This window comes from Chryseobacterium sp. GM_Chr_2 (assembly GCF_026540445.1).
In the GTDB taxonomy this organism is placed as follows: Bacteria; Bacteroidota; Bacteroidia; order Flavobacteriales; family Weeksellaceae; genus Chryseobacterium.
Map to the genome: position 1 here is coordinate 96,890 of NZ_JALNUD010000003.1, position 25,032 is coordinate 121,921.

Genomic DNA, 25,032 nt, shown 5'->3' on the forward strand with positions numbered 1-25,032 from the left:
TTCAGTTAATTTAAAATTCACTTGTGAAACAAAATTGACGATTGACCATTCACATAATCCATATCCAATGTCAAATACAGCCTGGGAAAATCTAGTTAAAAAACAACTTAAAACTGATGATATTTATTCAGTTCTTTCAAAAGAAAATTTAGAAGGAATTGTAGTGAAACCTTTTTATGATTCGGTAGAAAAGCCTTTGGTAAACCTGCCAAAAATCGAAGAAAGCACGCATTTGGTGTCAAGATATCACGAAAGTTTAGAAGAGGATGTATTTGCCTTTATTTTGGATCAGAATGTAGAAAATCTTGAGCAGAAAACTATTTTCGTGAATAATATTGATTTGGCAGGACACATCAGCCCGAAAGAAGAAGATCAGTATTTTTCGTTAATTGATGTTTTTGATGAAGAAGAAGCTACAATTAATGATCAGTTGGTGAAAGAATTATTGGCAAAACAGTTTAGAAGAAACATTTGCGTAGATATTTCTCTTCATCAGAATGCCGGAGCAGCCATTTACCAACAATTAGGAATTGCTTTAGCAAAAACAAAAGAGCTGGTTGAAATGTATGGCTCTGAAATTTTAAATAAACTGATTTTTAGAATTGCTGTAGGAGGAAATTATTTCTTCGAAATGGCGAAATTGAGAGCGTTTAAAATAGTTTTCAATCAACTTTCAAAAGAATATAGCTTAGACGAAATTCCATACATTTTTGCAGAAACGTCTTTACGAAATAAAGCGGTTGCCGATAATGAAAATAACCTGATTCGTTCAACTTTAGAATTGGCTTCTGCCATGATTGGCGGAGCTGATGCGATTTTCAGTAATAATTATTTAGTTGATAGATCAACAGATAATTCGGAAGAAATTTCTTTCAAACAGCAGATTGTTTTGGCTTATGAAAGTATCATTAATGTCTTTGAAGATGCTTCGAACGGAAGTTATTATGTAGAAGATATTACGCAGCAAATTGCAGAAAAATCTTGGGCTTTATTTGTAGAAATGGAAAAAGCAGGAGGTTATCTTGAACTTTTAAAGCAAGGAATTATTCAAAAGAAAATCTATGATCATGCTGTTGAAGAGCAAAAATGGGTTGAAGAAGGCAAAATAAAGCTGATCGGAGTGAATTTATATCCAAAATTAGACATTAAAAAGTCTGCGGAAGAATTATACAACGAAAAGGAAATTAAGGCGGTTCGTTGGGCAGAGATGTTTGAATAATTTCTGTGAAAAAATAAAGATGCTTCGACTTCACTCAGCATGACATCGTTAAAAATTGATCTCTAATAAGACAGGTGGTATTAGAAGTGTCATGCTGAGCGACGTCGAAGCAATTTGCAATCGAGAAATCCGTGGGAAATAAAATACTAAATCAAGAAGTCCAAAAATACATCAATGCAAATCTAAGCACAGACTTGCACTCATTATTGTTAAAAAAATCCCCTTTTCCTGAAGTTTCCATGCAAGAAATCGTTCAGCAGATCAAAGGAAAGCAGGTGGCACAAAAAAAATTTCCGTTTTTATTAAAAGAAGGAATTATTTTCCCGCCACAATTAAGTTTAGAGCAATCTTCCTCCGAAAAAACAGCTTTGTACAAATCTGAACTTTTAAAAGGAGAGAAATTTATTGATTTAACCAGCGGTTTTGGGATTGATGCCTATTATTTATCCAAAAATTTCAGCAAAATAACTTTAGTTGAACAAAATCCTGAACTGTTAGAAATTGTTGAGCATAATTGGAATGTTTTAGAAAAAAAAGGAAAGTTTATCAATCAAAAACTGGAAGATTTTCTGACTCAAAATGAAGAAACTTTTGATGTAATTTACCTCGATCCGGCGCGAAGAGATAATAATAAAAATAAGGTTTTCCTTTTGGAAGATCTTTCTCCAAATATTCTTGAAATTCAGGAAAAATTGTTGTCGATTTCTAATCAAGTCGTGATAAAACTCTCGCCTTTAATCGATTTAAAATATTTGGTATCCGTTTTACCAGGCATTTTCAGGATTGATATTATTGCTTTGAAAAATGACGTAAAGGAAGTCGTTGTCTTTCTATCAAAGGAAAATTCAGGAGAAATTACCTGCAACTGCGTGAATCTTGAAAGTGAAGAATCTGTTTTTACCTTTAAGTTTGGAGAAGAGGAAAATGCCAAAGCAACATACGATGAACCTGAAAATTTGATCTATATCCCGAATAATTCAATACTAAAAGCCGGAGTTTTTAATTTAATTTCAGAAAAATTTGCCTTAAAAAAGCTTCACCCCAACACTCATATTTACACTTCTCATGAAAAAATAAATGATTTTCCGGGAAGAGTTTTGGAAGCTGAAGTTGTTGATGCTAAACAGATTAAAAAGAAAAGTCAGTTTAATATTATTTCAAAAAATTATCCTTTAAAACCCGAAGAAATCAAGAAAAAATATGGTTTAAAAGATGGTGGTGAAAATTACCTTATTTTTACACAATCCAAAAAAGGAAAAATAATCATAAAATCAGTATAAAAATGTTGCCGAAAAATGTAGGATTTCTTAATTTTGGGCAATCAAAAATTGAAATGGGAAATTGCCTGTGGTAAAGTTTAGCGAAACCGAAGCGATCCCGTAAAGACCTTTAAAAAATAAATTTTACATATGAAAAAATTAGTTCTATGTTTAGCCATCGCTACAGTTGCTGTTAGCTGCAAGAAAATTCAGGCGGGTGGAAATAAAAACATCATTAAGCTTGAAGAAGGCGCTGGAGCTGACAGATATTCTGAGGACGTACAAGGTGGCGGAGAAGGTCACGGTCATGAAGCTGCCGCTGCTCACAAAGAAGAGGCAACTTCAGAAAAACATGAGGCTGAGGCTCCAAAAGCTGACAGCGCAACGGCTGCAAAACCTGCTGAAGCAGAAGCTCCAAAAGCTGAACACTAATTATTAGTCAACAATATAAAGAATGTCCCGCAGATTTGTGGGACATTTTTTTTGAAGCTTATTCCCGCTTTCCACTATATCTTTTTGGTTACGGCTCCGCTTCGCTCCGCCGCAACCAAAAAGGATGTCGTTCCAATCGGGGCTAGGGACTTTCAGAGAAGGAAAATTTGTAATATTTATAACAATACAGGACAAACCCTTGCATCATAAAATCAAAGACATAACAAGCCTTCCATCTTCCAACTTCTAGCTTCCCTCCTCGTTGTAACTCAAAACCTGAGGAAAATTATACGTTTTTGTTTGTTGCTGCGAGTCAAATTTTTTAAATTTATCAAAATAAAATTTTAAAATGCAAGAGACATTAAATTACATCAACGAAAACAAACAGCGTTTCGTGGATGAATTATTTGAGTTACTGAGAATTCCTTCTATTTCTGCAGATCCGGCGTATAAAGATGATGTATTGAAGTGTGCAGACGTGGTGGCAGAACACCTTAAAAATGCAGGAGCAGATAATGTGGAAGTTTGCCAGACAAAAGGATATCCTATCGTTTTTGGAGAAAAAATTTTAAATAAAGACTTGCCGACAGTTTTGGTTTACGGACATTATGATGTTCAGCCAGCCGATCCTTTGGAATTATGGACAAGACCTCCTTTTGAACCTTATATCGAAAAAACAGAACTTCATCCTGATGGAGCAATCTTCGCAAGAGGTTCCGCGGATGATAAAGGACAGTTTTTCATGCATTTAAAAGCTTTTGAAGCGATGATGAAAACCAATGCTCTTCCTTGTAATGTTAAATTCATTTTAGAAGGTGAAGAAGAAGTTGGCTCTGTAAGCTTAGGCGATTTTGTAAATGAAAACAAAGAGAAATTATCTTGCGATTGTATCCTAATTTCTGACACACATATCTACAGCAACGAGCAACCGACGGTTACCACAGGTTTAAGAGGTTTAAGCTATGTAGAAGTTGAAATCGAAGGTCCAAACAGAGATTTGCACTCTGGGCTTTATGGAGGAGCGGTTCCCAACCCGATTCATGTACTTTCAAGAATGATTGCAAAGTTAATTGATGAAGACGGGCAGATCACTATTGATGGGTTCTACGATAATGTGGAAGATGTTTCAGACGAAGAAAGAGCTGAAATGAATAAATTGAAAGACAATCCTGAAGAATTCAAAAAATCAATCGGACTGAGCGGAGTAGAAGGCGAAGCAGGTTATACAACACTTGAAAGAACGTCTATCCGTCCGACTTTAGATTGCAACGGAATTTGGGGAGGTTACACAGGAGAAGGTGCTAAAACGGTGATTCCTTCTAAGGCTTATGCTAAAATTTCTATGCGTTTGGTTCCTTATCAGACTCCGGAAGAGATTACGGAAAAATTCACGAAATATTTCCACAAAATCGCTCCGGATAACGTAAAAGTAAAAGTTACGGCACACCACGGAGGAATGCCATATGTTTTACCAACGGATACGAAGGAATTTTTAGCAGCTAAAAAAGCAATGGAAGCATCATTTGGAAAAGAGGTTCTACCATTCAGAGGAGGAGGAAGTATTCCGATTACCTCAATGTTTGAGCAAGTTTTGGGTGCTAAATCTGTTTTAATGGGCTTTGGTTTGGATTCAGATGCAATTCACTCTCCAAACGAACATTACGGATTATTTAATTTCTATAAAGGAATTGAAAGTATTCCGTTGTTTTTTGAAAATTATGCTAAATAATAGCTGTTCATAAATCTATATCCCTGAGAATTTTCTTAGGGATATTTTATTTTTCATAATATTTAATTAAATGATTGAAAATAATTATTTTAATCAATTAATGGCGAATTTGTTTTTTATCAGGTAAAAAATATTTTTGAAAATCTATTGCAATATATTATTCCGCAATAGAATGATGATAAACAACATTTTTAATAAAAAAAACAGTTCATTATGAAAAAAACTTTACTATTGGCTTCTGCAATTTCAACGCGCAAACAACAATTTTTGAAGACAGTTTTGAAACGTACACCAATTTTGCAATTAGTGGAGTAGAAAGCTGGACACTAACAGATGTTGATTTGAAAACAACATATGGTTTTCAGCGGTAAGCTTTTTAAATAGCGGATCTGCAAAATCTTTTCAGGTTTTTAACTCAACAGCTACAACACGTCCTTTGACAAGTTCTGCTGATTCTAATTGGGAAGCTAAAACCGGAGCAAAAATGATGGTTGCTTTTGCCGCCACGTCCTCCCCTTGGAATAGCGATTGGATGATATCTCCACAAATACAATTACTGCAAACCGGAAATACACTTACTTTTTGGGCAAAATCTTGTGATTCTGATTATGGAGATGAAAAATTTACAGTGTATGTTTCAACAACCAATACGAATGTAAGTAGTTTTACGGCAATAAGTGCAACTCCTGTTTCTTCTCCCTCAGATTGAACTTGGCATCAGTATACCTATAATTTAAATGCTTATGCAGGACAAAATATTTATATTGCTATACGATGTACTTCACAAGCTCAGTTTGGTTTTGCTGTTGATGATTTTAAAGTGGTGGGAAATTCTGTATTATCCACAAATGATATTTCCTCGAGAGAAAAAACAATTTCATTATATCCAAATCCTACGACTGACTATTTAACAATTAATTCTGAAGAAAAGATTGATAAAGCTGATGTAAGAAACTTACAAAAAGAGGCTTATATTATTAATATTGAAACGAAAGCAGGAAAAACATCTAGCAAATTCATCAAGAAATAATTAAATTAACCATATTAGTTTAATAAAACGCTCCAATTGGTGCGTTTTTTTGTTTTTACAATATGCATTACAATATGCATTACAATATTTCGAAGCTAATTTAACATAATAAAAAAATAAAAATAGAAAAAGAGAGTGTTTTTTTGAGAATTATTGTAAATAAGAAGAAAAAAGAATTAAAATTTATTTTAAAGGTGTTTTTATTAAATAATATTTTATATTTTTAAAGGAATTATAAAAATGTTATAACTATGAAAAAGCTTTTACTCTCATGCCTCTTAGGGTTAGGATTAACCTTGAATGCTCAGTACTCTTATACAGGAAATTTCGAAAACCCTGGTTTTTCAACTACAATCTATAAGCAATTTGGTGGTGGTACCCAAGCTACAGCTGCTGCCTGCGCCGGAACTTATGGAGGGCAGCTTGCTATTAGTGCTACGTATGCTTCAACGGGGTATATGATTGATCTTAGTACAATAGGACAGACAGGAAATGGTCAAAAAGTTGACGTGTCCGTAAGCTATAAAAAAGGAGCTACCGTTGCTGGAACCTTAAACTTAGCCTATTTTGAATATGTTGCCGCTACCGATGCATGGAATATCACAACTTTCGGAACACCAACTACCTTATCTTCTGCTGCTACAACATCTTGTACTCCATTGAGCGGAACTATTCCTGCAGGAGCTATTCAACCTAATAAAATTTACGGAATAGGGGTATGGTTTGTAAGAAGTACAACGGGTTCAGGAAATATTTTTGTTGATGATATTGTAATTAATCAGGAGAATGTAACCACAATTCCAGCATGTACTACTATTTCCAGCCCAGCTAATGGAGCTACAGTATCTGCGGGAAATGTAGCGTTATCTTGGTCTAGTGTTGCTACTGCTGTAAACTATAAATTGAAAATTGGGACAACTTCAGGAGGTTCAGATGTCGTAAATTCTACTGTTGCAGGAACGAGTACAAATGTGAGTTTAGCACCAAGTACCACTTATTATGCTAGCGTTACACCTTCAAACTCAAATGGGGATGCTGTTGGATGTTCAGAAATAAGTTTCTCAACAAACAGTACAATAGGATATTGCGGACCATTAACGGCTACTTCTACAGTATATCCTATTTCTTCAGTTACCTTGAATGGAACGACTAAAACTTCTTCAGCAGCAACAGGATCTCCTGCCTATGAGGATAATACAGGTACAATAATAAATGTTTCAGCAGGTGATACTTATCCAATTACCATTGCGGGAACAGGGCTTTCTCCAAATAGATTTGGCGCTACTGTATTTATAGATTGGAATAACGATGGAGATTTTAACGACAGTGGAGAATCTTATTTTACAACATCAGGAAGCTATATTGGTGCGGCTCTTAATTCAAATGTTTTAACCGGAAATATTGTGGTTCCGACAGGAGTTACCAATGGAAACAAGAGAATGAGAGTGAAGTATAATTTTAATTCATCAACTACAGCATTAGGAACTGCTTTATCTGACCCTTGTGGAAATTTAACCAATGGTCAGGCTGAAGACTATACATTGCTTGTAGGATCAGTTTTAGCGGTGAATGACGTAAAAGCTAAAACGTTAGAATTCGCTGTATATCCAAATCCTGCGAAAGATTTCTTATCAATAAAATCTGATGTCAAAATCAATAAAGTAGAAGTTTATGATGCGGGAGGAAGAAAAATAAATGTAAACTTTACAGACAATAAAATAGATGTAAGAAACTTAGAAAAAGGAGCTTATATTGTTAGCTTTGAAACAAAAAATGGAAAAGCATCTAATAAGTTCATTAAAGAATAAGTAAACTGACAAATGTTAGCTTAATAAAAACGCTCCAATTGGGGCGTTTTTGTTATTTTTAGGAACTTTAATATTTAAATTATGATAAAAAATAAAGTAGCATATATAACAGGAGGAACAAAAGGTGTTGGTTTCGGAATTGCGAAAATTTTACTTGAAAATGGTGTTTCAGTAGCGTTTTCGGGAAGAAAACGAGATGATGTGGAAAAAGCCGAGCAAGATTTAAAACAATATTCAGAAAACGTTTTAGGAATTGTTTCAGACGTAAGAAGCCTTGAAAGTGAAGAGGAAGCTGTAAAATACATTACAGAGAAATTCGGAAGGTTAGATTTTGTCATCGCTAATGCAGGTTTAGGGATTTTCAAGCCAGTAGATCAGCTTTCTGCAGAAGAGTGGAATGACATGATCGAAACAAATTTAACTGGTGTTTTCTATACTTTAAAAGCTTCTGTGGAAGAACTAAAAAAGTCTGAAGGTTATTACATCACCATTTCAAGTTTAGCAGGCGCTAATTTCTTTGAAAATGGGACAGGATATAATGCTTCAAAATTTGGTGTGGTGGGCTTTACACAAGCTGCTATGATTGATTTGAGAAAATATAACATCAAATCAACGGTAATTATGCCAGGTTCTGTGGCAACAAATTTCAACGGAAATATTCCTTCAGAAAAAGACGCATGGAAGATTCAGCCTGAAGATATGGGGAATTTAGTTTTGGATATTCTTAAGATGAATCCGAGGGTTTTACCTAGCAAGATAGAGTTTAGAGCAACACAACCAGGCAAATAGAGACTTCTAATGCGCTGAATAATAAAATAATAAGTATTATGCATGCATAATATATTTTTTATTTATATTAGCAAAAATTAATTAAAACTAAAATCGCTTCCGAGATATTAAAAACAACGAAGCAAAACGAACAAATAAATAGTACACATGAAAATATTAGTTTGTATTAGTAGTGTTCCGGATACTACTTCCAAAATCAACTTTACAGCAGATAAGTCTGCATTCGACAAAAACGGAATCCAGTGGGTGATTAATCCTTTAGACGAATTTGCGCTAACAAAAGCTATCAAATTACAAGAGTCTCAAGGCGCTACTGTAACGGTAATCAACGTTGGTGATGCTGCTACAGAACCGGTAATCAGAAAAGCGTTGGCCATTGGTGCTAACGACGGAGTAAGAGTAAATCTTGATCCTAAAGACAGCTATTCTACAGCAAAAGAAATCGCTGCTGTTGCTCAAAACGGCGGTTATGATTTAATACTGTGTGGTAAAGAATCTATCGATTATAATGGTGGTTCTGTTCCGGGAATGGTTGCTCAGTTGTTGAATCAGCCTTTCGTAAACGCTTCTGTTGGTCTGGATGTAAACGGAAGTGAAGCTACTGCGGTAAGAGAAATTGAAGGCGGAAAAGAAACTATTTCTGTAAAATTACCTGCTGTAATCGCAGGTCAGAAAGGATTAGTAGACGAAAAAGATTTGATTATTCCAAACATGAGAGGGATTATGTCTGCAAGAACAAAACCTTTGCAGGTAGTAGAGCCTACTTCATCTGAAGTGAAAGTTCAGGGTGTTTCTTATGACAGTGTACCACCAAGAGCAGCAGTAAAATTGGTTTCTGCAGATAACTTGGACGAATTGGTAAGATTACTTCACGAAGAAGCGAAAGTGATCTAATATTGAGGCTGAGGCTAAGTTTAAGATTTAGATAATCTTAGCCTAAACCTAAACATTTAACCTTAAATAAAAAAATCATGGCAGTATTCGTATACGCAGAAAATATAAACGGAGTTTACAAAAAAGCGGCTTTTGAGGCAGTTTCTTATGCTAAAGCAGTGGCAGATCAGGCTGGAGATACAGTAACAGCAATCACAGTAAACCCTACAGATTCTTCAGATTTATTGTACAAATATGGAGCGTCTAATGTAATCAATATTAAAGACGAAGGTCTTAAGAATTTCTCGGCTAAAGCTTATGCCCAGGCTGTAAACGAGGTGGCAAACGGAAATATCATCGTTTTCCCTCACACAACAGATGCTTCTTCAGTAGCGCCAATGTTGGCAATAATGAACGGACATTCTTTAATTACAAACGTATTGGAGGCTCCTGAAAGTCTTTCTCCGTTCCAGGTGAAAAGAAAAGCATTCTCAGGAAAAGGTTTCATGCATGCAAAATCTGAAGGAGCAGCAGTTATTTTAACAGTTTCTCAAAATGCTTTCGGAGTTAAAGAAAATGCAGTTTCAGGTTCGGAAGAAGTAAAAAATCTTTCAGTTGCTAATGAAGATACTAAAGTGATTTCTCACGAGCAAAGTTCAGGAAAATTAGATTTGAAAGAAGCTGAGATCGTTGTTTCTGCAGGTAGAGGATTAAAAGGTCCTGAAAACTGGGGAATGATCGAAGATTTAGCAAACGTGTTAGGAGCAGCTACAGCTTGTTCTAAGCCGGTTTCAGATATCGGTTGGAGACCTCACAACGAGCACGTAGGGCAAACAGGTAAAGCAATTTCTCCAAATCTTTATATTGCGGTAGGTATTTCGGGAGCTATTCAGCATTTAGCTGGGGTTAACTCTTCTAAAACTATTGTGGTAATCAACAGTGATGCTGAAGCACCATTCTTCAAATCAGCAGATTACGGAGTGGTAGGAGATGCTTTCCAAATTATTCCTGCATTAACAGAGAAAATTAAAGCTCTTAAAGGATAAGATAAGTTAATTGTGAATCATCAATTCGCTGAGCTTGTCAATTTTAATTGAAAAAATTTACTTGTAAAGCAAAATTGATTTATAAAATAAATTCACAATTATCAATGGCACAATTCACATATAAAAGCCCTTTCCGGGCTTTTATTTTTGTTTAAAAAGTAAAAACTACTTTGAAAAATTAGTATATCTTTGTAGCTATGGATTATAAACAGCTAATCATTCGCGGAATATCGTACAGCCAGACCCAATCAGGGGCGTACGCATTGTTATTGGAACATGAAGAGACACATATAAAATTACCTGTTGTTATAGGAAACTTCGAGGCACAATCCATTTCTCTTGGTCTGGAGAAAGACATTCATCCGCCGCGTCCGCTTACTCACGACTTATTCACAAAATTTATAGTTTCTGCCAATTTCGAATTGGTTTCTGTTATCATTTATCAGATTGTAGATGGCGTTTTCTTTTCGAATATCAACTTCAAAAATAAAGCGACAGACGAAGAATTAATTCTTGATGCAAGAACTTCTGATGCTGTGGCAATGGCGGTGAGATTTGATGCTCCTATTTTCACAACTCAACAAGTACTAAACGAAGCAGGAATTCTTTTGGAATTGGAAGATGTGGCTAAAGAAGAGCAATCGTTTTCAGAAACAGTGCAGGCAGAAGATAGTTTAACTTCTATTTCTATGGAAGAGCTTCAGAAATTATTAGATGAAGCGGTGAAAGAAGAAGATTATGATACTGCTTTGGAAATTCAGGAAGAAATAAAAAGGAGAAAAAAGAAAATTGACTAAAAGAGATATTTTATACTAACTATGAATTTAAAACTACGACTTACCATCCTTAGTTTTCTTCAGTTTTTCGTTTGGGGAGCGTGGCTGATTACGATGGCTAATTTTTGGTTCGGTACAAAGCATTGGGACGGGGCTCAGTTTGGAGCCGTTTTCGGAACAATGGGAATTGCTTCCATTTTTATGCCAACCATCACTGGAATTATCGCTGACAGATGGGTGAATGCAGAACGAATTTTTGCAGCTTTACACGTTCTTTACGGAATTGTCCTTTTTATTTTACCAAATTCTGGCGAACCGGGTTCTTTCTTTACAGTGATGCTTATTGCGATGTGCTGCTATATGCCGACGATTGCGCTTTGTAACTCTATTTCTTACACGATTCTTAAAAACAGTAATCTGGATGTGGTGAAAGATTTCCCGCCGATTCGTGTTTGGGGAACCGTAGGATTTATCGTTGCGATGTGGATTACCAATCTTACAGGAAACAAAGCAACTGAAGGACAGTTTTATATTGCCGGAGCAGTAGCTGTTTGCTTAGGGATTTATGCTTTAACGTTGCCTAAATGTCCGCCACAAAAATTGATTGATAAAAGTGCGCCTTTATCAGAGCAATTAGGTTTAAATGCATTTAAACTATTCAAAGATTATAAAACGGCATTGTTCTTTTTATTCTCAATGCTTTTGGGAGCTGCATTACAGCTTACCAACGCTTACGGAGATGTATTTTTGAGTGAATTCGAGCATTTCCCAAAATACGCAGATTCTTTCGTAGTACAAAGATCAACGATCATCATGTCGATTTCTCAGGTTTCTGAAACATTATTTATTTTGGCGATTCCTTTCTTCTTAAAGAAATTCGGAATTAAGAAGGTAATGTTGATGTCTATGCTAGCTTGGGTTTTAAGATTCGGATTCTTCGCTTATGGAGTTCCTGATGGGTTTGGATTAAGCTTAATTATCCTTTCATGTATCGTTTACGGAATGGCTTTCGATTTCTTCAATATTTCGGGCTCGCTTTTCGTAGAAACTACTACTGACAAGAAAATTCGTTCTTCAGCACAAGGTTTATTTATGATGATGACCAACGGTTTTGGAGCAGTTTTCGGAAGTTATGCTGCGGGTTGGGCAATTGATAAATTCTTTACCCACACATTTACGACGGTAAATGATTTGTCTACCTATTTAGAGACAACTCCTAATAATCCAACTTTCCTGGAAATCCTTAAAAACGGATTCAATTCTGCGGTAAATCCAGACGGAACTTTATCACAAATTGTTCAGGTAAAAGACTGGCAAAATATATGGCTGACTTTCGCTGCCTATGCATTGGTCTTAGCTATTTTATTTGCTGTATTATTCAGACACAAACATAATCCTGAAGAGGTTTCTGCTGTAAAGCATTAATTGAGTTTCCTGATTAATAAAATATTAAGTTGCATTTTCGAAAGAAAGTGCAATTTTTTTATGTCTAAAAAGTAAAGATTTTCTTGAAAAAGATTAATTAAGATACAAAAATAGATTCCTAAAAAAGATTTTTCTTATTGCTTTAATTTTTAAATAAATGAATAAAAACGGTATTTATTATTAAATCATTAAATTAATATTAAATATTTTGAAACAAATAGATGTCGAAATGTATTTGAATTGATTTTGAAACACAATGATTACAGCTGTATTTTTTTTTGTATTTTGGCACTTTAAGAAATATGAAAAATATTCAGTTATTAGGTTTAGTATTGGTTGTTGTAGGCAGTTTTTTGCCGCTGGTTCACGTTCCTATTATCGGGAATTGGAATTACTGGAAACTCGACCATTATTTAGCAATCGCATGTTGGATTCTTTCTGCGTGTGCCTTATTCGGTATTGTGAATAATGGAAAAAATATCGTTCGCATTTTTGCTGCTTTATTAATCTTATTATTCATATTTACATTGGCTGCCGTTAAAATGCAGTCGATGCAGTATTTTAGCTTTTTACCCTTCAAATCATGGCAGGAAACCTTTGCCGGTGTTGTAAAACTAAGATGGGGTTGGTTCGTTGAATTTTTAGGAGCTTTTATTATGCTTTTGGTTACAAATAAAAATAAATAAACAGACACAGATATGAACATTTTTAAAGTATTCGCAGTTGCGGCATTGGTTTTAGGAACTACACAAATTAATGCTCAGAAAAAGAATAAAGAAAATACGCCTAAAAAAGAGGTGACACAACAGAAACCTTTAGATAATCCTGTGAAATGTAGCAATATCAAAGAAGGTACGTTTTTACGTATTAATTATCCTCAGAACCTTTGGTATATGACGATTAAAGATAATGTTCAGACAGAATATTACAACAACGGAAAAGATTATATAAAATCTACGATGGTTTTTGTAGACGATTGTAATTATAAGGTAATTGTATTAGAGAAAACTGAAAAGGAAAATCCTGTAAAAGTAGGAGATATTTATTCAAACAGAATATTTGCTACACAGGATAATTTTATAAGAATCGAAAGCGTATTGAACGGAGAAAAATACGATTTACCTTTAGAAAAGGTTGCAGAAATCAAAAAATAGAAAGAAAAATAAGCCCCAAAAGCTTACTACAAATAAAATTAAAATAGAATTATAAAAATGAAAGAAGTATTCATCGTTTCCGCAGTAAGAACTCCAATGGGAAGTTTCTTGGGAAGCTTATCAACCGTTCCGGCTACGAAGTTGGGTTCTGTTGCTGTAAAAGGAGCATTAGATAAAATTGGTTTAGACCCTAAAAACGTTCAGGAAATCTATATGGGAAACGTTCTACAGGCGGGTGAAGGACAAGCTCCGGCTCGTCAGGTTGCTTTAGGAGCAGGACTTTCCATCGAAACTCCATCTACTACGGTAAACAAAGTTTGTGCTTCAGGAATGAAAGCGGTTACTATGGCGGCACAGGCGATTAAAGCAGGTGATGCAGATGTAATTGTAGCTGGTGGTATGGAAAACATGTCTTCGGTTCCTCACTATTATAACGCAAGAAATGCGACCAAACTAGGCGATGTAAAAATGCAGGACGGAATGGTTTTAGACGGTCTTACAGACGTTTACAACAAAGTTCACATGGGAGTTTGTGCAGAAAAATGTGCTACAGACTATAATATTACAAGAGAAGATCAGGATAATTTTGCAATTGAATCTTACAAAAGATCAGCAAAAGCTTGGAGTGAAGGAAAATTCGCAGATGAGGTGATTCCTGTTTCAATTCCTCAGAGAAAAGGAGAACCTATTATTTTCGCTGAAGATGAAGAATATAAAGCGGTAAACTTCGACAGATTGCCGACATTACCAACTGTTTTCAAAAAAGAAGACGGAACGGTAACTGCTGCAAACGCTTCCACATTAAATGACGGTGCCTCTGCATTGATTCTTGTTTCTAAAGAAAAAATGGAAGAATTAGGATTAAAGCCATTAGCAAAAATCGTTTCTTATGCCGATGCCGCTCAGGAGCCTGAAAACTTCACAACAGCACCTGCAAAAGCGTTGCCTATCGCGCTTAAAAAAGCAAACTTAGAACTGTCAGACATCGATTTCTTCGAATTCAACGAGGCGTTTTCTGTGGTAGGTTTGGCAAATAACAAAATTTTAGAATTAGACGCTTCTAAAGTTAACGTGAACGGTGGAGCAGTTGCTCTTGGTCACCCGCTGGGAAGTTCAGGTTCAAGAATCATTGTTACTTTGATTAATGTATTGAAGCAAAACGGTGGAAAATATGGTGCAGCAGCAATCTGTAACGGCGGCGGTGGTGCATCTGCTATTGTTATTGAGAATATGTAATCGTTATTTCAAAATAATATATTAATCCGGAGGTTTTCACTTCCGGATTTTTTGTTTCACTTAAGATATAGTTAATTTTTTTGAGGAGCTTAATCCCGCTTTCCACTGTATCTTTTGGGTTACGGCTCCGCTTCGCTCCGCCGCAACCCAAAAGGATGCCGTTCCAATCGGGGCTAGTGAAGGCATCATTCAATTAAAACCTTGTCAATTTCAACAAAGAATTTCATAAAAAGACTTGCTTCTACAGCTCGGCAAGACCTATCTAATACTATGTATGTATAAAATTAATATACAATTTGTAAAATTTCAAAAGCAGTTAGTATTCGCAATGTCATGCTGAGCGAAGTCGAAGCATTTATATAAAGACCTATTGAAAATTTTATGAAAGATATATTTTAGATTATTATGATCTTTTTTTAAGGCAAATGAATTTGCTTCGCGAAGCTTGGAAATACAGCTTCATCAAATCAACTTGTTGATTCTTATTTGCTCACCTGAATATACCTTCCTTTTACATTAAAACTTTGCGTCAAAAAAAGTTTTAAATAAAATTCTTCTCAATCTCCAAAAATAGTTTCAAACCCATCAGAACTCCAGATGCTCGTACAAAAAAATTCCCAAAACCAAAAATACTTTAATCGTAATAACTTAGCTTTAAAGGACAAACTATAAGACTCATACCCCAAAGAAGGGGTTCAAGACCCGAATCCCGATCTTCATTAGTACGAATTTCCCGTTGCCAAGCCCGTGGATGAGGTTATTATACACCCTTTTCGAAGCTTCTTACTGCTCTGTCGGAGTTTTTAATAGCAACGGTGAGGTTATTCAACCTCTCTTTCGCGGTTTCAGAATGGTCTGTCGAAGTCTCAAAGGGGTCGCTCGGTATCTTAGACCGCATTTTCGGGGTTGGGAGACCCCAAAATCTACCCTCAGAACCCCGATCCCGACCTTAAAAACCACATACCCGCATTTCGAAACCTCACCATCGTAGTCTGTCAACCCCGATCTACCATTTCAACACCTCGACAGCGCATTTCAGAACGTGGAAAAGTCGGTCTTATAGTAGTTAGTATTTGTGATTTTATTCTGAGCTTAGTTTATTGAACTATCGAAGATTTTTCCAGTATAATAAATGCTTCGACTGCTTCGCGCTCAGCATGACACTGTGAGAATTATGCTGTTAATAAAAGCGGTTAGTAGTAGAAATATCATGCTGAACCTAACATTGTATTTATATAAGTTGGGTTTATGGTAACTATTTGGTATGTAGTGTTTTTTATTGCGGTGTCATGCTGAGCCTCGTCGAAGCATCAATGAAATTACACTATTATTTGATAATATAATAGTCCCTCGATAGTTCGCCAACTTACTATCAATTAAGCCGAAGAAGGCAATGCTACTCGAAGCATGTATTGAATTCACTTTGAGATCTTTTAGCATGACAAACTAAATGTAAAATAAGCATATATCCTTAGCTGAGTGAAACGCCTTTGCGAACAAAAAATCAGCAGTATAATTAGCAAAAAAAACTTCGTACCCTTTGCGTTTAAAACAAAAAAATCAACGACGAAAAGAGAAAAACGAAGTCTCAAACTTTAACCAAACAATAAAATTTAGCCGAAAGAAAATAAAAACCACCGAATATTCAATGGTTTTTATATTTTTGTGTATCTAATATTTATTTGAAATGTCTGAAATTGAGAATCAACAAACTCAACACATAAAGAATAATCCAAAAATCATGAAGGCATGGGCGGTTTACGACTGGGCCAACTCTGTGTATTCTTTGGTTATTACTTCTACTATTTTCCCGATTTACTATTCCATTCTTACTACAGCGTACGAGAAAAAAGAGTACGTGGAAGAAACAAAATCCTGGATTGATGTTCCGGTAAGACACCTGATCAAGATCTTCGGAAAAGAATATCAACCGGATGCGGTGTACGGATATTCATTAACCATTTCGTTCTTCATCGTGGTTTTATTATCGCCGTTTTTATCTTCGTTGGCAGATACCATCGGAAATAAAAAATCATTCTTACAGTTCTTCTGTTATTTAGGAGCAACTTCATGTATGGGATTGGCGATGTTTACAGGAATGCACAACGTTTTCTTAGGCTTATTATTCAGCATCACGGCAAGTGTCGGGTTCTGGGGTAGTTTGGTATTTTATAACTCTTTCTTACCAGATATTGCCACACGAGATAAGCAGGATGCACTTTCTGCAAAAGGATATGTTTACGGATATATCGGTTCTGTAGTTTTGGTGGTGATCTGTTTATTATTGATTCAGGTTTTCGCAAAAGGTGCGGCTCAACAGTTGTTGTTTACGAGAATAAGTTTCCTTTTAACAGGAGCTTGGTGGTTCGGATTTTCACAATATACGTTCAAACACCTTCCTCAATTTGGTGATGTGAAAGAAAAATTACCAAAAGATTTAGTATTATTAAACTATAAAAACATCTTCAAAAAGCACGAAGAACAAGGCGGATTTTTTGAAGTGTTGAAAGATAATTTAAGCTTCTATAAAGACATTGCGAAAGAAAGTTTTCACGAACTTTTCAGAGCAGGCAATTTATTATTTAAAGATAGAAATCTGAAGTTTTTCCTTTCGAGTTTCTTCTTTTACAGTGTGGGAATGCAGACTATTTTCCTGATGGCAACGTTATTCGGAAAAAGTGAGATCAATTTGGCTCAAGACAAATTAATTGGGACGCTTTTGGTGATTCAGATTGAAGCGATCATCGGAGCAGTTATTTTCTCAAGACTTTCAAGAAAAATAGGAAATAAAAATGTAATCTCCATCGCGATTGTTTTATGGATTGTTGCATGTTTATGGGCTTATTTCCTTAATAAAGAAAATCCAACAGTGGAATATCAATTCTACGGTGTGGCTGCGGTTGTCGGATTGGTAATGGGCGGGCTTCAAGCCATGTCGAGATCTACTTATTCCAAGCTTCTTCCAGAAAATTCTATGGAAAATACAACGTTTTTCAGTTTCTATGATGTGTTGGAAAAGATTGCTATTATTGTGGGAACATTCATTTTCGCAACATTAATCGAGCATTTCAATAATATGCGTTATGCCGCATTATCAATGACGATTTTCTTTGCAGTGGGGCTGGTTCTCATCCGATTTTTGAAAGTCAAAATATTGAAAGACAGAGATACTTTATAAATTAGAAGGCGTTAAGAAATTAACGTCTTTTTTATTTTCTGATTTTATGGGGATTCTAGGTAGTATTTAAATAAATTCAATAAAAATTGTAATGATTGCAGAGTGACTTACAAAAAAGAACGAAAATCATATTGTTTTGTCACAATTTGTTGATTTTTTTTGTTCTTTTGTAGATTGAAAATTTTAAATATGATAAAGAAAATTCTACTACTCTGTATCCTGCAATGTTCATTGTTAGGGTTTGCTCAACATTTGAGGCCTGTTGCCCAAAAAATTTCAGAATATCATAATCAGAAGAAAACTTTTACTCAATATGATTTGTTTGAAGTAAATAATGATGCTCAAAAGCTTGCTGAATTTAAAAGATCGGCTACAGATATTACAGTAATTAACTTAAAGTCTAAAGAATTAAAAAAACTGGTGTATGAAAAGCCAGATTTTTTGGAAGTATCTTTCCCTTTTGACGGAAAACAAATTACGGTTGAACTTTACAAAAATCAGATTTTCACAAACGAGTTTAAAGTGAAAACGAGCAAAGGAGAGACTGTAAATTATACTCCGGGAGTATATTACCAAGGAATTGTGAAAGGCGATGACAGTTCGATCGTTGCATTCAGTTTCTTTAATGATGATATTGTGGGAGTAGCTTCTACATTAGAATTAGGAAATATTGTATTGGGAAAGGCTAAAAATTCTGAGGATTTTGTAAGTTATTCAGACTCGAAATTAACAGGATTAAATCCATTCGTTTGTGGTGTTGATGAAATGAAGGAAAATCAAAAACAGAAGATATCTTTCGATCCTAACAGCAACGCTGCTAAAAAAGCAGCCACCCAAAATTGTGTAAGAATTTATTACGAAGTTTGCTATACGCCTTATACAAATAATGGCTCAAATACTACCACAACAACAAACTGGCTAACGGCAATTCATAATAATATTGCAACGCTGTATAATAATGATGAAGTAAGAGTTGCGCTTAATGAGATTTTTATCTGGACAGCTCAGGATCCTTATACAAGTACACCGAGTGCTAATCTTAATAGTTTTAGACAAAACAGACAAACATTCAACGGAGATTTAGCTCACCTGATCAATGCTCCGGCAACAACAAGTATTGCGTATTTAAATTCTCTGTGTTCAACTTTCAAACATGCGTATTCAGGAATTTCTCAAACGTATAATAATGTTCCGGTATATTCTTGGACGATTCAAGCGATGACGCACGAAATGGGGCACAGTTTGGGTTCTCCTCACACCCACGCGTGTGCTTGGAACGGAAATAATACAGCTATTGATGGTTGTGGTGCTCAGGCAGGATACAGCGAAGGTTGTACAGGGCCTATTCCTTCGAGTACTGTAAAAGGATCTATTATGAGCTATTGCCATTTGATTTCCGGTGTCGGAATTAGTTTTGCCAATGGTTTTGGTCCTCAGCCAGCTGCTTTAATCAGAAGTATAGTAGATTCTAAGCCTTGTTTAGGAATGAATTGTATTACAGCTTGTAATGAAACCATTACAGAAATGAATGTTTCTAACGTTACACAAAACTCTGCAAATGCAGCTTTTACAGATGCTACTTCAACATCTTGGAAGTATAAATTAGCGAAAATGGATGGCACGTTGGTGACATCAGGAAATACTACCAATACGAATTTTAGCTTTTCAAATCTTCAGCCGGCGACGTATTATTTATTATCTGTAGGTACAGATTGTTCTGCGGGTTATCAAAAAACACAGCTATTTATGACAGATGCAGATTGGTGTAGCGGAGTTTTATTTACAGATACAGGAGGTCAAACGGCTAATTATGGAGATAATGAAACGATTGTGAAAACATTTTATCCAAGCTCTGGAAACTCATTAACGATGTCGTTTACAGAATTTGCTTTGGAACAGGGGTATGACTTTATGTATATCTACAACGGGCCGTCTACAAGTTCACCATTGTTTGCCAACGGAAATAATTTAACAGGAACTACACTTCCGGGATCTTTCACTTCTACGAATCCTTCGGGAGCCATTACTGTGAAATTTGTTTCAGATCCGGCAGAAAACATGAGCGGCTGGAAGGCTAATTTTTCTTGTGCTGTTTTAGCTGTTGAAGATATCACCAAGAGTAATACAGTGGGGATTTATCCAAATCCTGCAAAAAATATGATTACTATTTCATCTAAAGAAAATTTAAAATCATATAAAATTTACGATGAAGCGGGAAGATTAATAAATTCAGTTTCTTCGTTAAAAGGAAGCAAGGTTGAGGTGAATATTTCATCGCTACAAACCGGAAATTATATGGTAACTGTTGAGACTGACAAACAAACGATCAACAAGAAACTAATTAAACAATAATTTTTGAATATATAATAATGAAAGCCTGATTTATTCAGGCTTTTTTGTTAACTTTAAAATAAGAAATGGTGTTTTTAAGATTTTATTAAAAGTTTTAAAAGCATAGAAGTTAAAATTTGTTAGAATTCGGCTTGAATTTTGCTTATATTCAGCGGAATAATTTTTAACTTTGCAAAAAGATTTATTAGTCAAATGACAAACCCTCTATTTTATGCTAAAATAATTCTGTTCGGAGAATACGGGATGATAGAAGACTCTCAGGGTCTTGTGGTTCCTTATAGCTTTTATAAAGGAACTTTAAAGTTTTCCGATTCCGACTCAGAATTCGAGAAAAAATCTAACGGACATTTGCAAAAATATTCGGATTTTCTGGCCAATTTAAATTTGCCTGAAGATTTTACTTTAGACGTACAAAAATTCAAACAGGATATTTCAGACGGACTTTTTTTTGATTCCAACATTCCGCAAGGATACGGGGTCGGAAGTTCTGGTGCTTTGGTAGCTGCAATTTTTGAAAAATATTCAGTAAAAAAACACAATCCTGAAGCTATTTCTAAAGATAATTTAAAGAATTTGAAGGCTGTTTTTGGCGAAATGGAAAGTTATTTCCATGGAAAAAGCTCAGGAATGGATCCCTTGATTTGTTATATGAACCTGCCGATTCTTATCGAAAACAGAGAAAATTTAGATAAGGTTTCAATTCCTGACGGTGAGGAAGGAAAAGGAGCAATTTTCCTGATCGATTCCGGAATTACAGGAGAAACAGGCCCGATGATTCAGATTTTCTTTGAAAAAATGAAGACAGAAGGTTTCAGAAAAACATTAAAAGAGGAATTTATCCGTTACAACAACGCGTGTATCGATGCTTTCCTTAAAAAAGATATGAATCCTTTCTTCAGAAACTTGAAAAAATTGTCTCACTGGGCGTACGAACATTTCAGTCCGATGATTCCTGAAAGTATTTTCAACATTTGGAAAAAAGGTCTGGATTCTAATGCTTATTATTTAAAACTTTGCGGAAGCGGAGGCGGAGGCTATATTTTAGGCTTTACCAAAGATTATGAAAAAGCTGAAAAAATGCTTGACGGCTTCCAAAAAGAGGTGATCTATAGATTCTAAACAAGCTGGAATGAATTCTGAAAAAGAAACCTTCCAACATAAAAATATTGCTAAAAAATCTCTATTTTACAGATTTTCACAATTTGTGGGCTTTCTTTTGGGAGCTCGCTTTTTCGTAGCAGCATTGCTAACTTTTGCGCTTTATGTTTCTACTTTTTTCCTGTTTAATCAGGAGGAAAGTTTAAGAAAATTTGTTTTCGATTTTAAAGTTCACGGGATTATTTTCTGCACCGTTTTAACCATTTTAGCGGGCGGAATTATCAATCAGTTTTATGATTTTGAGAAAGATCATATTATAAAACCTTTCAGAACGAGAATTCAAAGTTTTATTAAGCAGAAATATTTTCTTTATGCTTATGTGACGCTGAGTGTAATTTCATTAGGAGTGGCATGGTTTATTTCGCATAAAGTTTTTGTTTTCTTTGTTGTTTATCAGTTCTTTATGTGGTTTTACAGCCATAAACTAAGCCGAATTTTAATTCTGAATAATTTTACATTTGTTTGCCTTACCTTATATCCTTTTTTTGGAATGATGGTTTATTACGAAACATTTTCGTTAAAACTATTTTTAATGGCAATATTTCTTTTTTTAATTCTACTTTGTATTGATGTAGTGAAAGATACCTTAACAAGAAAAGTGGATGAAACTTTCGGATATACTACAATTCCCAATTTCTTTAGTAAAAAAACAACCAAGATCATCATTATTGCTTTATTGACCTTTACCATGGCAGTTTCGATGAAATTAATCCTTAGAACGGGGATTTCGGGATTCATGTCTTATTACTTTTCAGGTGGACTTTTTGTGATGGTACTTTGTATTTATTTACTTCTTAATTATTCAAGAAGGAGTAAGTTTTTGACGCTCAGTATTTTGAGGTTTTGGGTTTTCGTTGGAATTATCGCCATGCTTTTAAGTGGAATTGAAGGTAATTTGTAAAAAAAAATCTTTAAAAACCCTGAGGTTATTCTTACATTTGCGAAACCTAAATTTATATAAAAGTAATGCCCATTTTTAACGATACTAAAGTTGCATTCGCAGATAAATCTGATGCACAGTTAAAGAAAGCGTATTGGATGTTCAAAATGATCGAACAGCCTTCACTTACAAAAATTGGAACTTCTGTTCTTAATTTTACCGTTCATAATGATTTTCCTTTCGTTACAGGAATTGTAAAAAATACTTTGTTTGAACAGTTTTGCGGTGGCGAAACCCGTGAAGAAAGTATGAAAGTTGTTAAACAGCTTTTCAAAAGAGGAGTTGGAAGTATTTTCGACTATTCGATTGAAGGAAAGGAAGATGAAGCCACTTTTGATGCGGTTTGTAAAGAGATCAAAGATATCGTAAGATTTTCAGTGGGAAATCCTGCTATTCCGTTTATCGTTTTTAAACCTACAGCGTTTGGAAGAATTGATTTGTACGAAGCAGTTGGAAAGAATGCTGAACTTACTTCAAGCCAAAAAGAAGAGTGGGAAAGAGTGGTAAAAAGATTTGATGAGGTTTGCCAGCTTTGTCATGAAAATGATAAAAAAGTAATGGTAGATGCGGAAGAAACCTGGATGCAGGATGCGGCAGATCATCTTTGTGAAGTGATGATGGAGAAGTATAATCAGGAAAAACCTATTGTTTGGAACACCATCCAAATGTATAGAACTGGAAGATTGGAATATATGGAAGCGCATTTGCAGAGAGCCAGAGAAAAAGGGTATTTTATCGGCTACAAAATCGTTCGTGGTGCTTATATGGAAAAGGAACGTGCAAGAGCTACCGAAAAAGGATATGCAGATCCGATTCAGCCTAATAAAGATGCTTCGGATAAAAATTACAATGCAGGAATCGATTTTGTGATGAATCATTTAGACAAAGTGTCTGCCTTCTTCGGAACTCACAACGAGATCTCTTCTGAGCTGGTAATGGATAAAATGAAAGGTAAAAACCTTGAAAGTGGTAATCCTCATGTGTATTTCGGGCAGCTTTATGGGATGAGTGACAATATTACATTCTATTTGTCTGATAAAGGCTATAATGTGGCTAAATATCTTCCTTATGGGCCGGTAAAAGATGTTGTTCCTTATCTTACGAGAAGAGCGCAGGAAAATACTTCTGTGGCTGGGCAAACGGGTAGAGAATTAGGATTAATTAAAAAAGAATTGGAAAGAAGAAAATCTAATAGATAATTTTTCTTTCTTAAAAATATGGAGAGCCTTACAATTTTGTAAGGCTTTTTTCACGTTATAGCCCTAATAAATCACATGATATTGATAATATTTATTTAAATTATTAATTATGTTAATCATATATCAATAAAATGAAATTTATATTGCATAATTAATGTTAATTTTGTAATTTAGTTGTGTACCATGAAAGCAAATAGAATGAATATTCATTTTATATTAAATAGCTGAAAATAATAAAGCAATAGCTTTAGTTTTCTTCTCAAATATTTTTTGACCTGATCATTTTCCTTGATCAGGTTTTTTATGGCTCAAAACTCTCGAATTTTCCGTTTTCGTAAAAGAGTACGATACGTTTTATCTTATTTTGCTGATTTCCAATGGCTTGGCTAATAATTTCATCATTCGATTTTTCTAATCGCTGAGAATCTGATATTTTTTCCCGCGCTGTAGTTTGATGCGGTATAAACGATTCTCCAGTAGTCGATTTTGGAGCCTCAATTTCTGGCTGTTCCGCTCCGAAATCAAGATCGTTATTCATCATCGTAAAAAGATCGGGTAGAGAAGTGGTCTTCGTTTTTTCTGTTTCCGAAATTTCTTCAATCTCTTCTTTTATCGGAGTCGTTTCCGGTAATTCAGATTTCAACATTTCGCCTTCACCAGTAACGAGCCAATCCCAAAGCAGTTCGGGAAAGCGAGATTTTATTTTAATGATAAATTCCAAAGACGGTTTATTTCTTCCAGATGTAATATGAGAAATAGAAGATCGTTGTACATCAATCTCATCTGCAAATTCAGAAGGGGTGAGGTTAGAATACTCTATTACTTTTGAAATTCTCTCGTTTAGACTCATCTTGATAGGTTTTAAATCTTGTTACAAATGTAAATAATTTAATTTACAAATGCAAATCACGACAATAAACAAATGTAAACTAATATTAAATACAATTGTAAATTCAATATAATACTGATAAACAATTAATTATAAAGTAATAAACATTTGTTAATGATCTAAAATTCAGTTTTTACGGCTAAAATCATTAAAAAGTATATAAATTATGGATAAGTTTCTCACTAATCCACATTACTAATTAAATAATAGATTTATATTTGTCTTGTTAATTCCGTAAAGTTGTAAATAGCGGAAATTATTACTGATAAACCTCTATTTATAGGCGTTTGATAGGATTTACGTTTGTAAATAACCTCTAAATGGTTATTTTAAGAAGATATGCATCCTATTTGGATTAAATAAGATTAATGTTAATTTGAAATGATAATTAACTTGTTTACAAACTTAAATATTTAGATAAATTAGATATTTTTGATTATACAATAATTCAAATTAAACAAGATTTACAATTGTATATTGCTACTATCATGATAGTTTTCCACATCTAAAGTGTTTAATATTTTTATACCTAAATGCCTT

Annotated in this window: 22 protein-coding genes; 20 read left to right on the forward strand and 2 right to left on the reverse strand. The window is 34.7% G+C overall.

Features of this window, described 5'->3' with window-relative positions; genetic code table 11:
- Positions 1–67: 67 nt before the first annotated feature.
- The 15 genes from OXQ85_RS06000 to OXQ85_RS06070 all read left to right on the forward strand — a co-directional run bounded on the left by OXQ85_RS06000 (position 68) and on the right by OXQ85_RS06070 (position 14,776).
- Positions 68–1,219, forward strand: a complete 1,152-nt coding sequence (locus OXQ85_RS06000; protein ID WP_267402914.1) for a methylmalonyl-CoA mutase family protein — start codon at positions 68–70, stop codon at positions 1,217–1,219.
- Between the two features lie 131 nt (positions 1,220–1,350).
- Entirely contained in the window at positions 1,351–2,499 is a 1,149-nt protein-coding gene (locus OXQ85_RS06005; RefSeq protein WP_267402915.1) for a class I SAM-dependent methyltransferase, read from the forward strand.
- Between the two features lie 129 nt (positions 2,500–2,628).
- Complete coding sequence (locus OXQ85_RS06010) at positions 2,629–2,910, forward strand: hypothetical protein (RefSeq protein ID WP_267402916.1); 282 nt, start codon at positions 2,629–2,631, stop codon at positions 2,908–2,910.
- Between the two features lie 349 nt (positions 2,911–3,259).
- Positions 3,260–4,639 carry a dipeptidase gene (locus OXQ85_RS06015; RefSeq protein ID WP_267402917.1) on the forward strand — a complete coding sequence of 460 codons (1,380 nt, stop codon included), beginning with the start codon at positions 3,260–3,262 and terminating at the stop codon, positions 4,637–4,639.
- Positions 4,640–4,991: 352 nt separating this feature from the next.
- Positions 4,992–5,348 carry a choice-of-anchor J domain-containing protein gene (locus OXQ85_RS06020; RefSeq protein WP_267403249.1) on the forward strand — a complete coding sequence of 119 codons (357 nt, stop codon included), beginning with the start codon at positions 4,992–4,994 and terminating at the stop codon, positions 5,346–5,348.
- 114 nt (positions 5,349–5,462) lie between these two features.
- Entirely contained in the window at positions 5,463–5,669 is a 207-nt protein-coding gene (locus OXQ85_RS06025) for a hypothetical protein (RefSeq protein ID WP_267402918.1), read from the forward strand.
- Positions 5,670–5,920: 251 nt separating this feature from the next.
- Positions 5,921–7,477: a GEVED domain-containing protein gene (locus tag OXQ85_RS06030; protein WP_267402919.1), complete on the forward strand. Its 1,557-nt coding sequence runs from the start codon at positions 5,921–5,923 to the stop codon at positions 7,475–7,477.
- Positions 7,478–7,558: 81 nt separating this feature from the next.
- A complete protein-coding gene (locus OXQ85_RS06035; RefSeq protein WP_267402920.1) occupies positions 7,559–8,266 on the forward strand; it encodes an SDR family oxidoreductase in 708 nt (235 codons plus the stop codon).
- Positions 8,267–8,413: 147 nt separating this feature from the next.
- On the forward strand, positions 8,414–9,160 hold the full coding sequence (locus tag OXQ85_RS06040) for an electron transfer flavoprotein subunit beta/FixA family protein (RefSeq protein ID WP_267402921.1): 747 nt from the start codon (positions 8,414–8,416) through the stop codon (positions 9,158–9,160).
- Between the two features lie 77 nt (positions 9,161–9,237).
- Positions 9,238–10,185 carry an electron transfer flavoprotein subunit alpha/FixB family protein gene (locus tag OXQ85_RS06045; protein WP_267402922.1) on the forward strand — a complete coding sequence of 316 codons (948 nt, stop codon included), beginning with the start codon at positions 9,238–9,240 and terminating at the stop codon, positions 10,183–10,185.
- Positions 10,186–10,382: 197 nt separating this feature from the next.
- Positions 10,383–10,982, forward strand: a complete 600-nt coding sequence (locus OXQ85_RS06050) for a bifunctional nuclease family protein (RefSeq protein WP_267402923.1) — start codon at positions 10,383–10,385, stop codon at positions 10,980–10,982.
- Between the two features lie 21 nt (positions 10,983–11,003).
- Positions 11,004–12,386 (forward strand): nucleoside permease, encoded by a 1,383-nt coding sequence (locus tag OXQ85_RS06055; protein WP_267402924.1) that lies wholly within the window; start codon positions 11,004–11,006, stop codon positions 12,384–12,386.
- Positions 12,387–12,688: 302 nt separating this feature from the next.
- On the forward strand, positions 12,689–13,072 hold the full coding sequence (locus OXQ85_RS06060; RefSeq protein WP_267402925.1) for a hypothetical protein: 384 nt from the start codon (positions 12,689–12,691) through the stop codon (positions 13,070–13,072).
- A 12-nt stretch (positions 13,073–13,084) separates the two neighbouring features.
- Complete coding sequence (locus tag OXQ85_RS06065) at positions 13,085–13,540, forward strand: hypothetical protein (RefSeq protein WP_267402926.1); 456 nt, start codon at positions 13,085–13,087, stop codon at positions 13,538–13,540.
- A gap of 57 nt (positions 13,541–13,597) precedes the next feature.
- Positions 13,598–14,776 (forward strand): acetyl-CoA C-acyltransferase, encoded by a 1,179-nt coding sequence (locus OXQ85_RS06070; protein WP_267402927.1) that lies wholly within the window; start codon positions 13,598–13,600, stop codon positions 14,774–14,776.
- A 760-nt stretch (positions 14,777–15,536) separates the two neighbouring features.
- Here the strand turns inward: OXQ85_RS06070 and OXQ85_RS06075 are convergent.
- Positions 15,537–15,674, reverse strand: coding sequence for a hypothetical protein (locus OXQ85_RS06075; RefSeq protein ID WP_267402928.1), 138 nt, complete (start codon positions 15,672–15,674; stop codon positions 15,537–15,539).
- Between the two features lie 789 nt (positions 15,675–16,463).
- Here OXQ85_RS06075 and OXQ85_RS06080 point away from each other — a divergent pair.
- The 5 genes from OXQ85_RS06080 (at position 16,464) to OXQ85_RS06100 (ending at position 23,603) form a co-directional block, all read left to right on the forward strand.
- Positions 16,464–17,954 carry an MFS transporter gene (locus OXQ85_RS06080; RefSeq protein ID WP_267402929.1) on the forward strand — a complete coding sequence of 497 codons (1,491 nt, stop codon included), beginning with the start codon at positions 16,464–16,466 and terminating at the stop codon, positions 17,952–17,954.
- 189 nt (positions 17,955–18,143) lie between these two features.
- Positions 18,144–20,306, forward strand: a complete 2,163-nt coding sequence (locus OXQ85_RS06085) for a T9SS type A sorting domain-containing protein (RefSeq protein ID WP_267402930.1) — start codon at positions 18,144–18,146, stop codon at positions 20,304–20,306.
- A gap of 192 nt (positions 20,307–20,498) precedes the next feature.
- A complete protein-coding gene (locus OXQ85_RS06090; protein ID WP_267402931.1) occupies positions 20,499–21,425 on the forward strand; it encodes a mevalonate kinase in 927 nt (308 codons plus the stop codon).
- A 10-nt stretch (positions 21,426–21,435) separates the two neighbouring features.
- Positions 21,436–22,365: a UbiA family prenyltransferase gene (locus OXQ85_RS06095; protein WP_267402932.1), complete on the forward strand. Its 930-nt coding sequence runs from the start codon at positions 21,436–21,438 to the stop codon at positions 22,363–22,365.
- Between the two features lie 65 nt (positions 22,366–22,430).
- The gene (locus OXQ85_RS06100) at positions 22,431–23,603 is read left to right on the forward strand and encodes a proline dehydrogenase family protein (protein WP_267402933.1); all 1,173 of its coding nucleotides are present in this window, start codon (positions 22,431–22,433) and stop codon (positions 23,601–23,603) included.
- 301 nt (positions 23,604–23,904) lie between these two features.
- Here OXQ85_RS06100 and OXQ85_RS06105 read toward each other — a convergent pair whose 3' ends face one another.
- The gene (locus OXQ85_RS06105) at positions 23,905–24,453 is read right to left on the reverse strand and encodes a helix-turn-helix transcriptional regulator (RefSeq protein WP_267402934.1); all 549 of its coding nucleotides are present in this window, start codon (positions 24,451–24,453) and stop codon (positions 23,905–23,907) included.
- Positions 24,454–25,032: the final 579 nt, after the last annotated feature.

Bases quoted from the DNA above. Each gene is read 5' to 3' on its own strand.
- OXQ85_RS06095 (WP_267402932.1), top strand. From the start codon at position 21,436: ATGAATTCTGAAAAAGAAACCTTCCAACATAAAAATATTGCTAAAAAA.
- OXQ85_RS06050 (WP_267402923.1), top strand. From the start codon at position 10,383: ATGGATTATAAACAGCTAATCATTCGCGGAATATCGTACAGCCAGACC.
- OXQ85_RS06045 (WP_267402922.1), top strand. From the start codon at position 9,238: ATGGCAGTATTCGTATACGCAGAAAATATAAACGGAGTTTACAAAAAA.
- OXQ85_RS06060 (WP_267402925.1), top strand. From the start codon at position 12,689: ATGAAAAATATTCAGTTATTAGGTTTAGTATTGGTTGTTGTAGGCAGT.
- OXQ85_RS06010 (WP_267402916.1), top strand. From the start codon at position 2,629: ATGAAAAAATTAGTTCTATGTTTAGCCATCGCTACAGTTGCTGTTAGC.
- OXQ85_RS06105 (WP_267402934.1), bottom strand. From the start codon at position 24,453: ATGAGTCTAAACGAGAGAATTTCAAAAGTAATAGAGTATTCTAACCTC.
- OXQ85_RS06030 (WP_267402919.1), top strand. From the start codon at position 5,921: ATGAAAAAGCTTTTACTCTCATGCCTCTTAGGGTTAGGATTAACCTTG.
- OXQ85_RS06000 (WP_267402914.1), top strand. From the start codon at position 68: ATGTCAAATACAGCCTGGGAAAATCTAGTTAAAAAACAACTTAAAACT.
- OXQ85_RS06040 (WP_267402921.1), top strand. From the start codon at position 8,414: ATGAAAATATTAGTTTGTATTAGTAGTGTTCCGGATACTACTTCCAAA.
- OXQ85_RS06015 (WP_267402917.1), top strand. From the start codon at position 3,260: ATGCAAGAGACATTAAATTACATCAACGAAAACAAACAGCGTTTCGTG.
- OXQ85_RS06090 (WP_267402931.1), top strand. From the start codon at position 20,499: ATGACAAACCCTCTATTTTATGCTAAAATAATTCTGTTCGGAGAATAC.
- OXQ85_RS06080 (WP_267402929.1), top strand. From the start codon at position 16,464: ATGTCTGAAATTGAGAATCAACAAACTCAACACATAAAGAATAATCCA.
- OXQ85_RS06035 (WP_267402920.1), top strand. From the start codon at position 7,559: ATGATAAAAAATAAAGTAGCATATATAACAGGAGGAACAAAAGGTGTT.
- OXQ85_RS06075 (WP_267402928.1), bottom strand. From the start codon at position 15,674: ATGCGGTCTAAGATACCGAGCGACCCCTTTGAGACTTCGACAGACCAT.
- OXQ85_RS06070 (WP_267402927.1), top strand. From the start codon at position 13,598: ATGAAAGAAGTATTCATCGTTTCCGCAGTAAGAACTCCAATGGGAAGT.
- OXQ85_RS06100 (WP_267402933.1), top strand. From the start codon at position 22,431: ATGCCCATTTTTAACGATACTAAAGTTGCATTCGCAGATAAATCTGAT.
- OXQ85_RS06055 (WP_267402924.1), top strand. From the start codon at position 11,004: ATGAATTTAAAACTACGACTTACCATCCTTAGTTTTCTTCAGTTTTTC.
- OXQ85_RS06065 (WP_267402926.1), top strand. From the start codon at position 13,085: ATGAACATTTTTAAAGTATTCGCAGTTGCGGCATTGGTTTTAGGAACT.
- OXQ85_RS06085 (WP_267402930.1), top strand. From the start codon at position 18,144: ATGATAAAGAAAATTCTACTACTCTGTATCCTGCAATGTTCATTGTTA.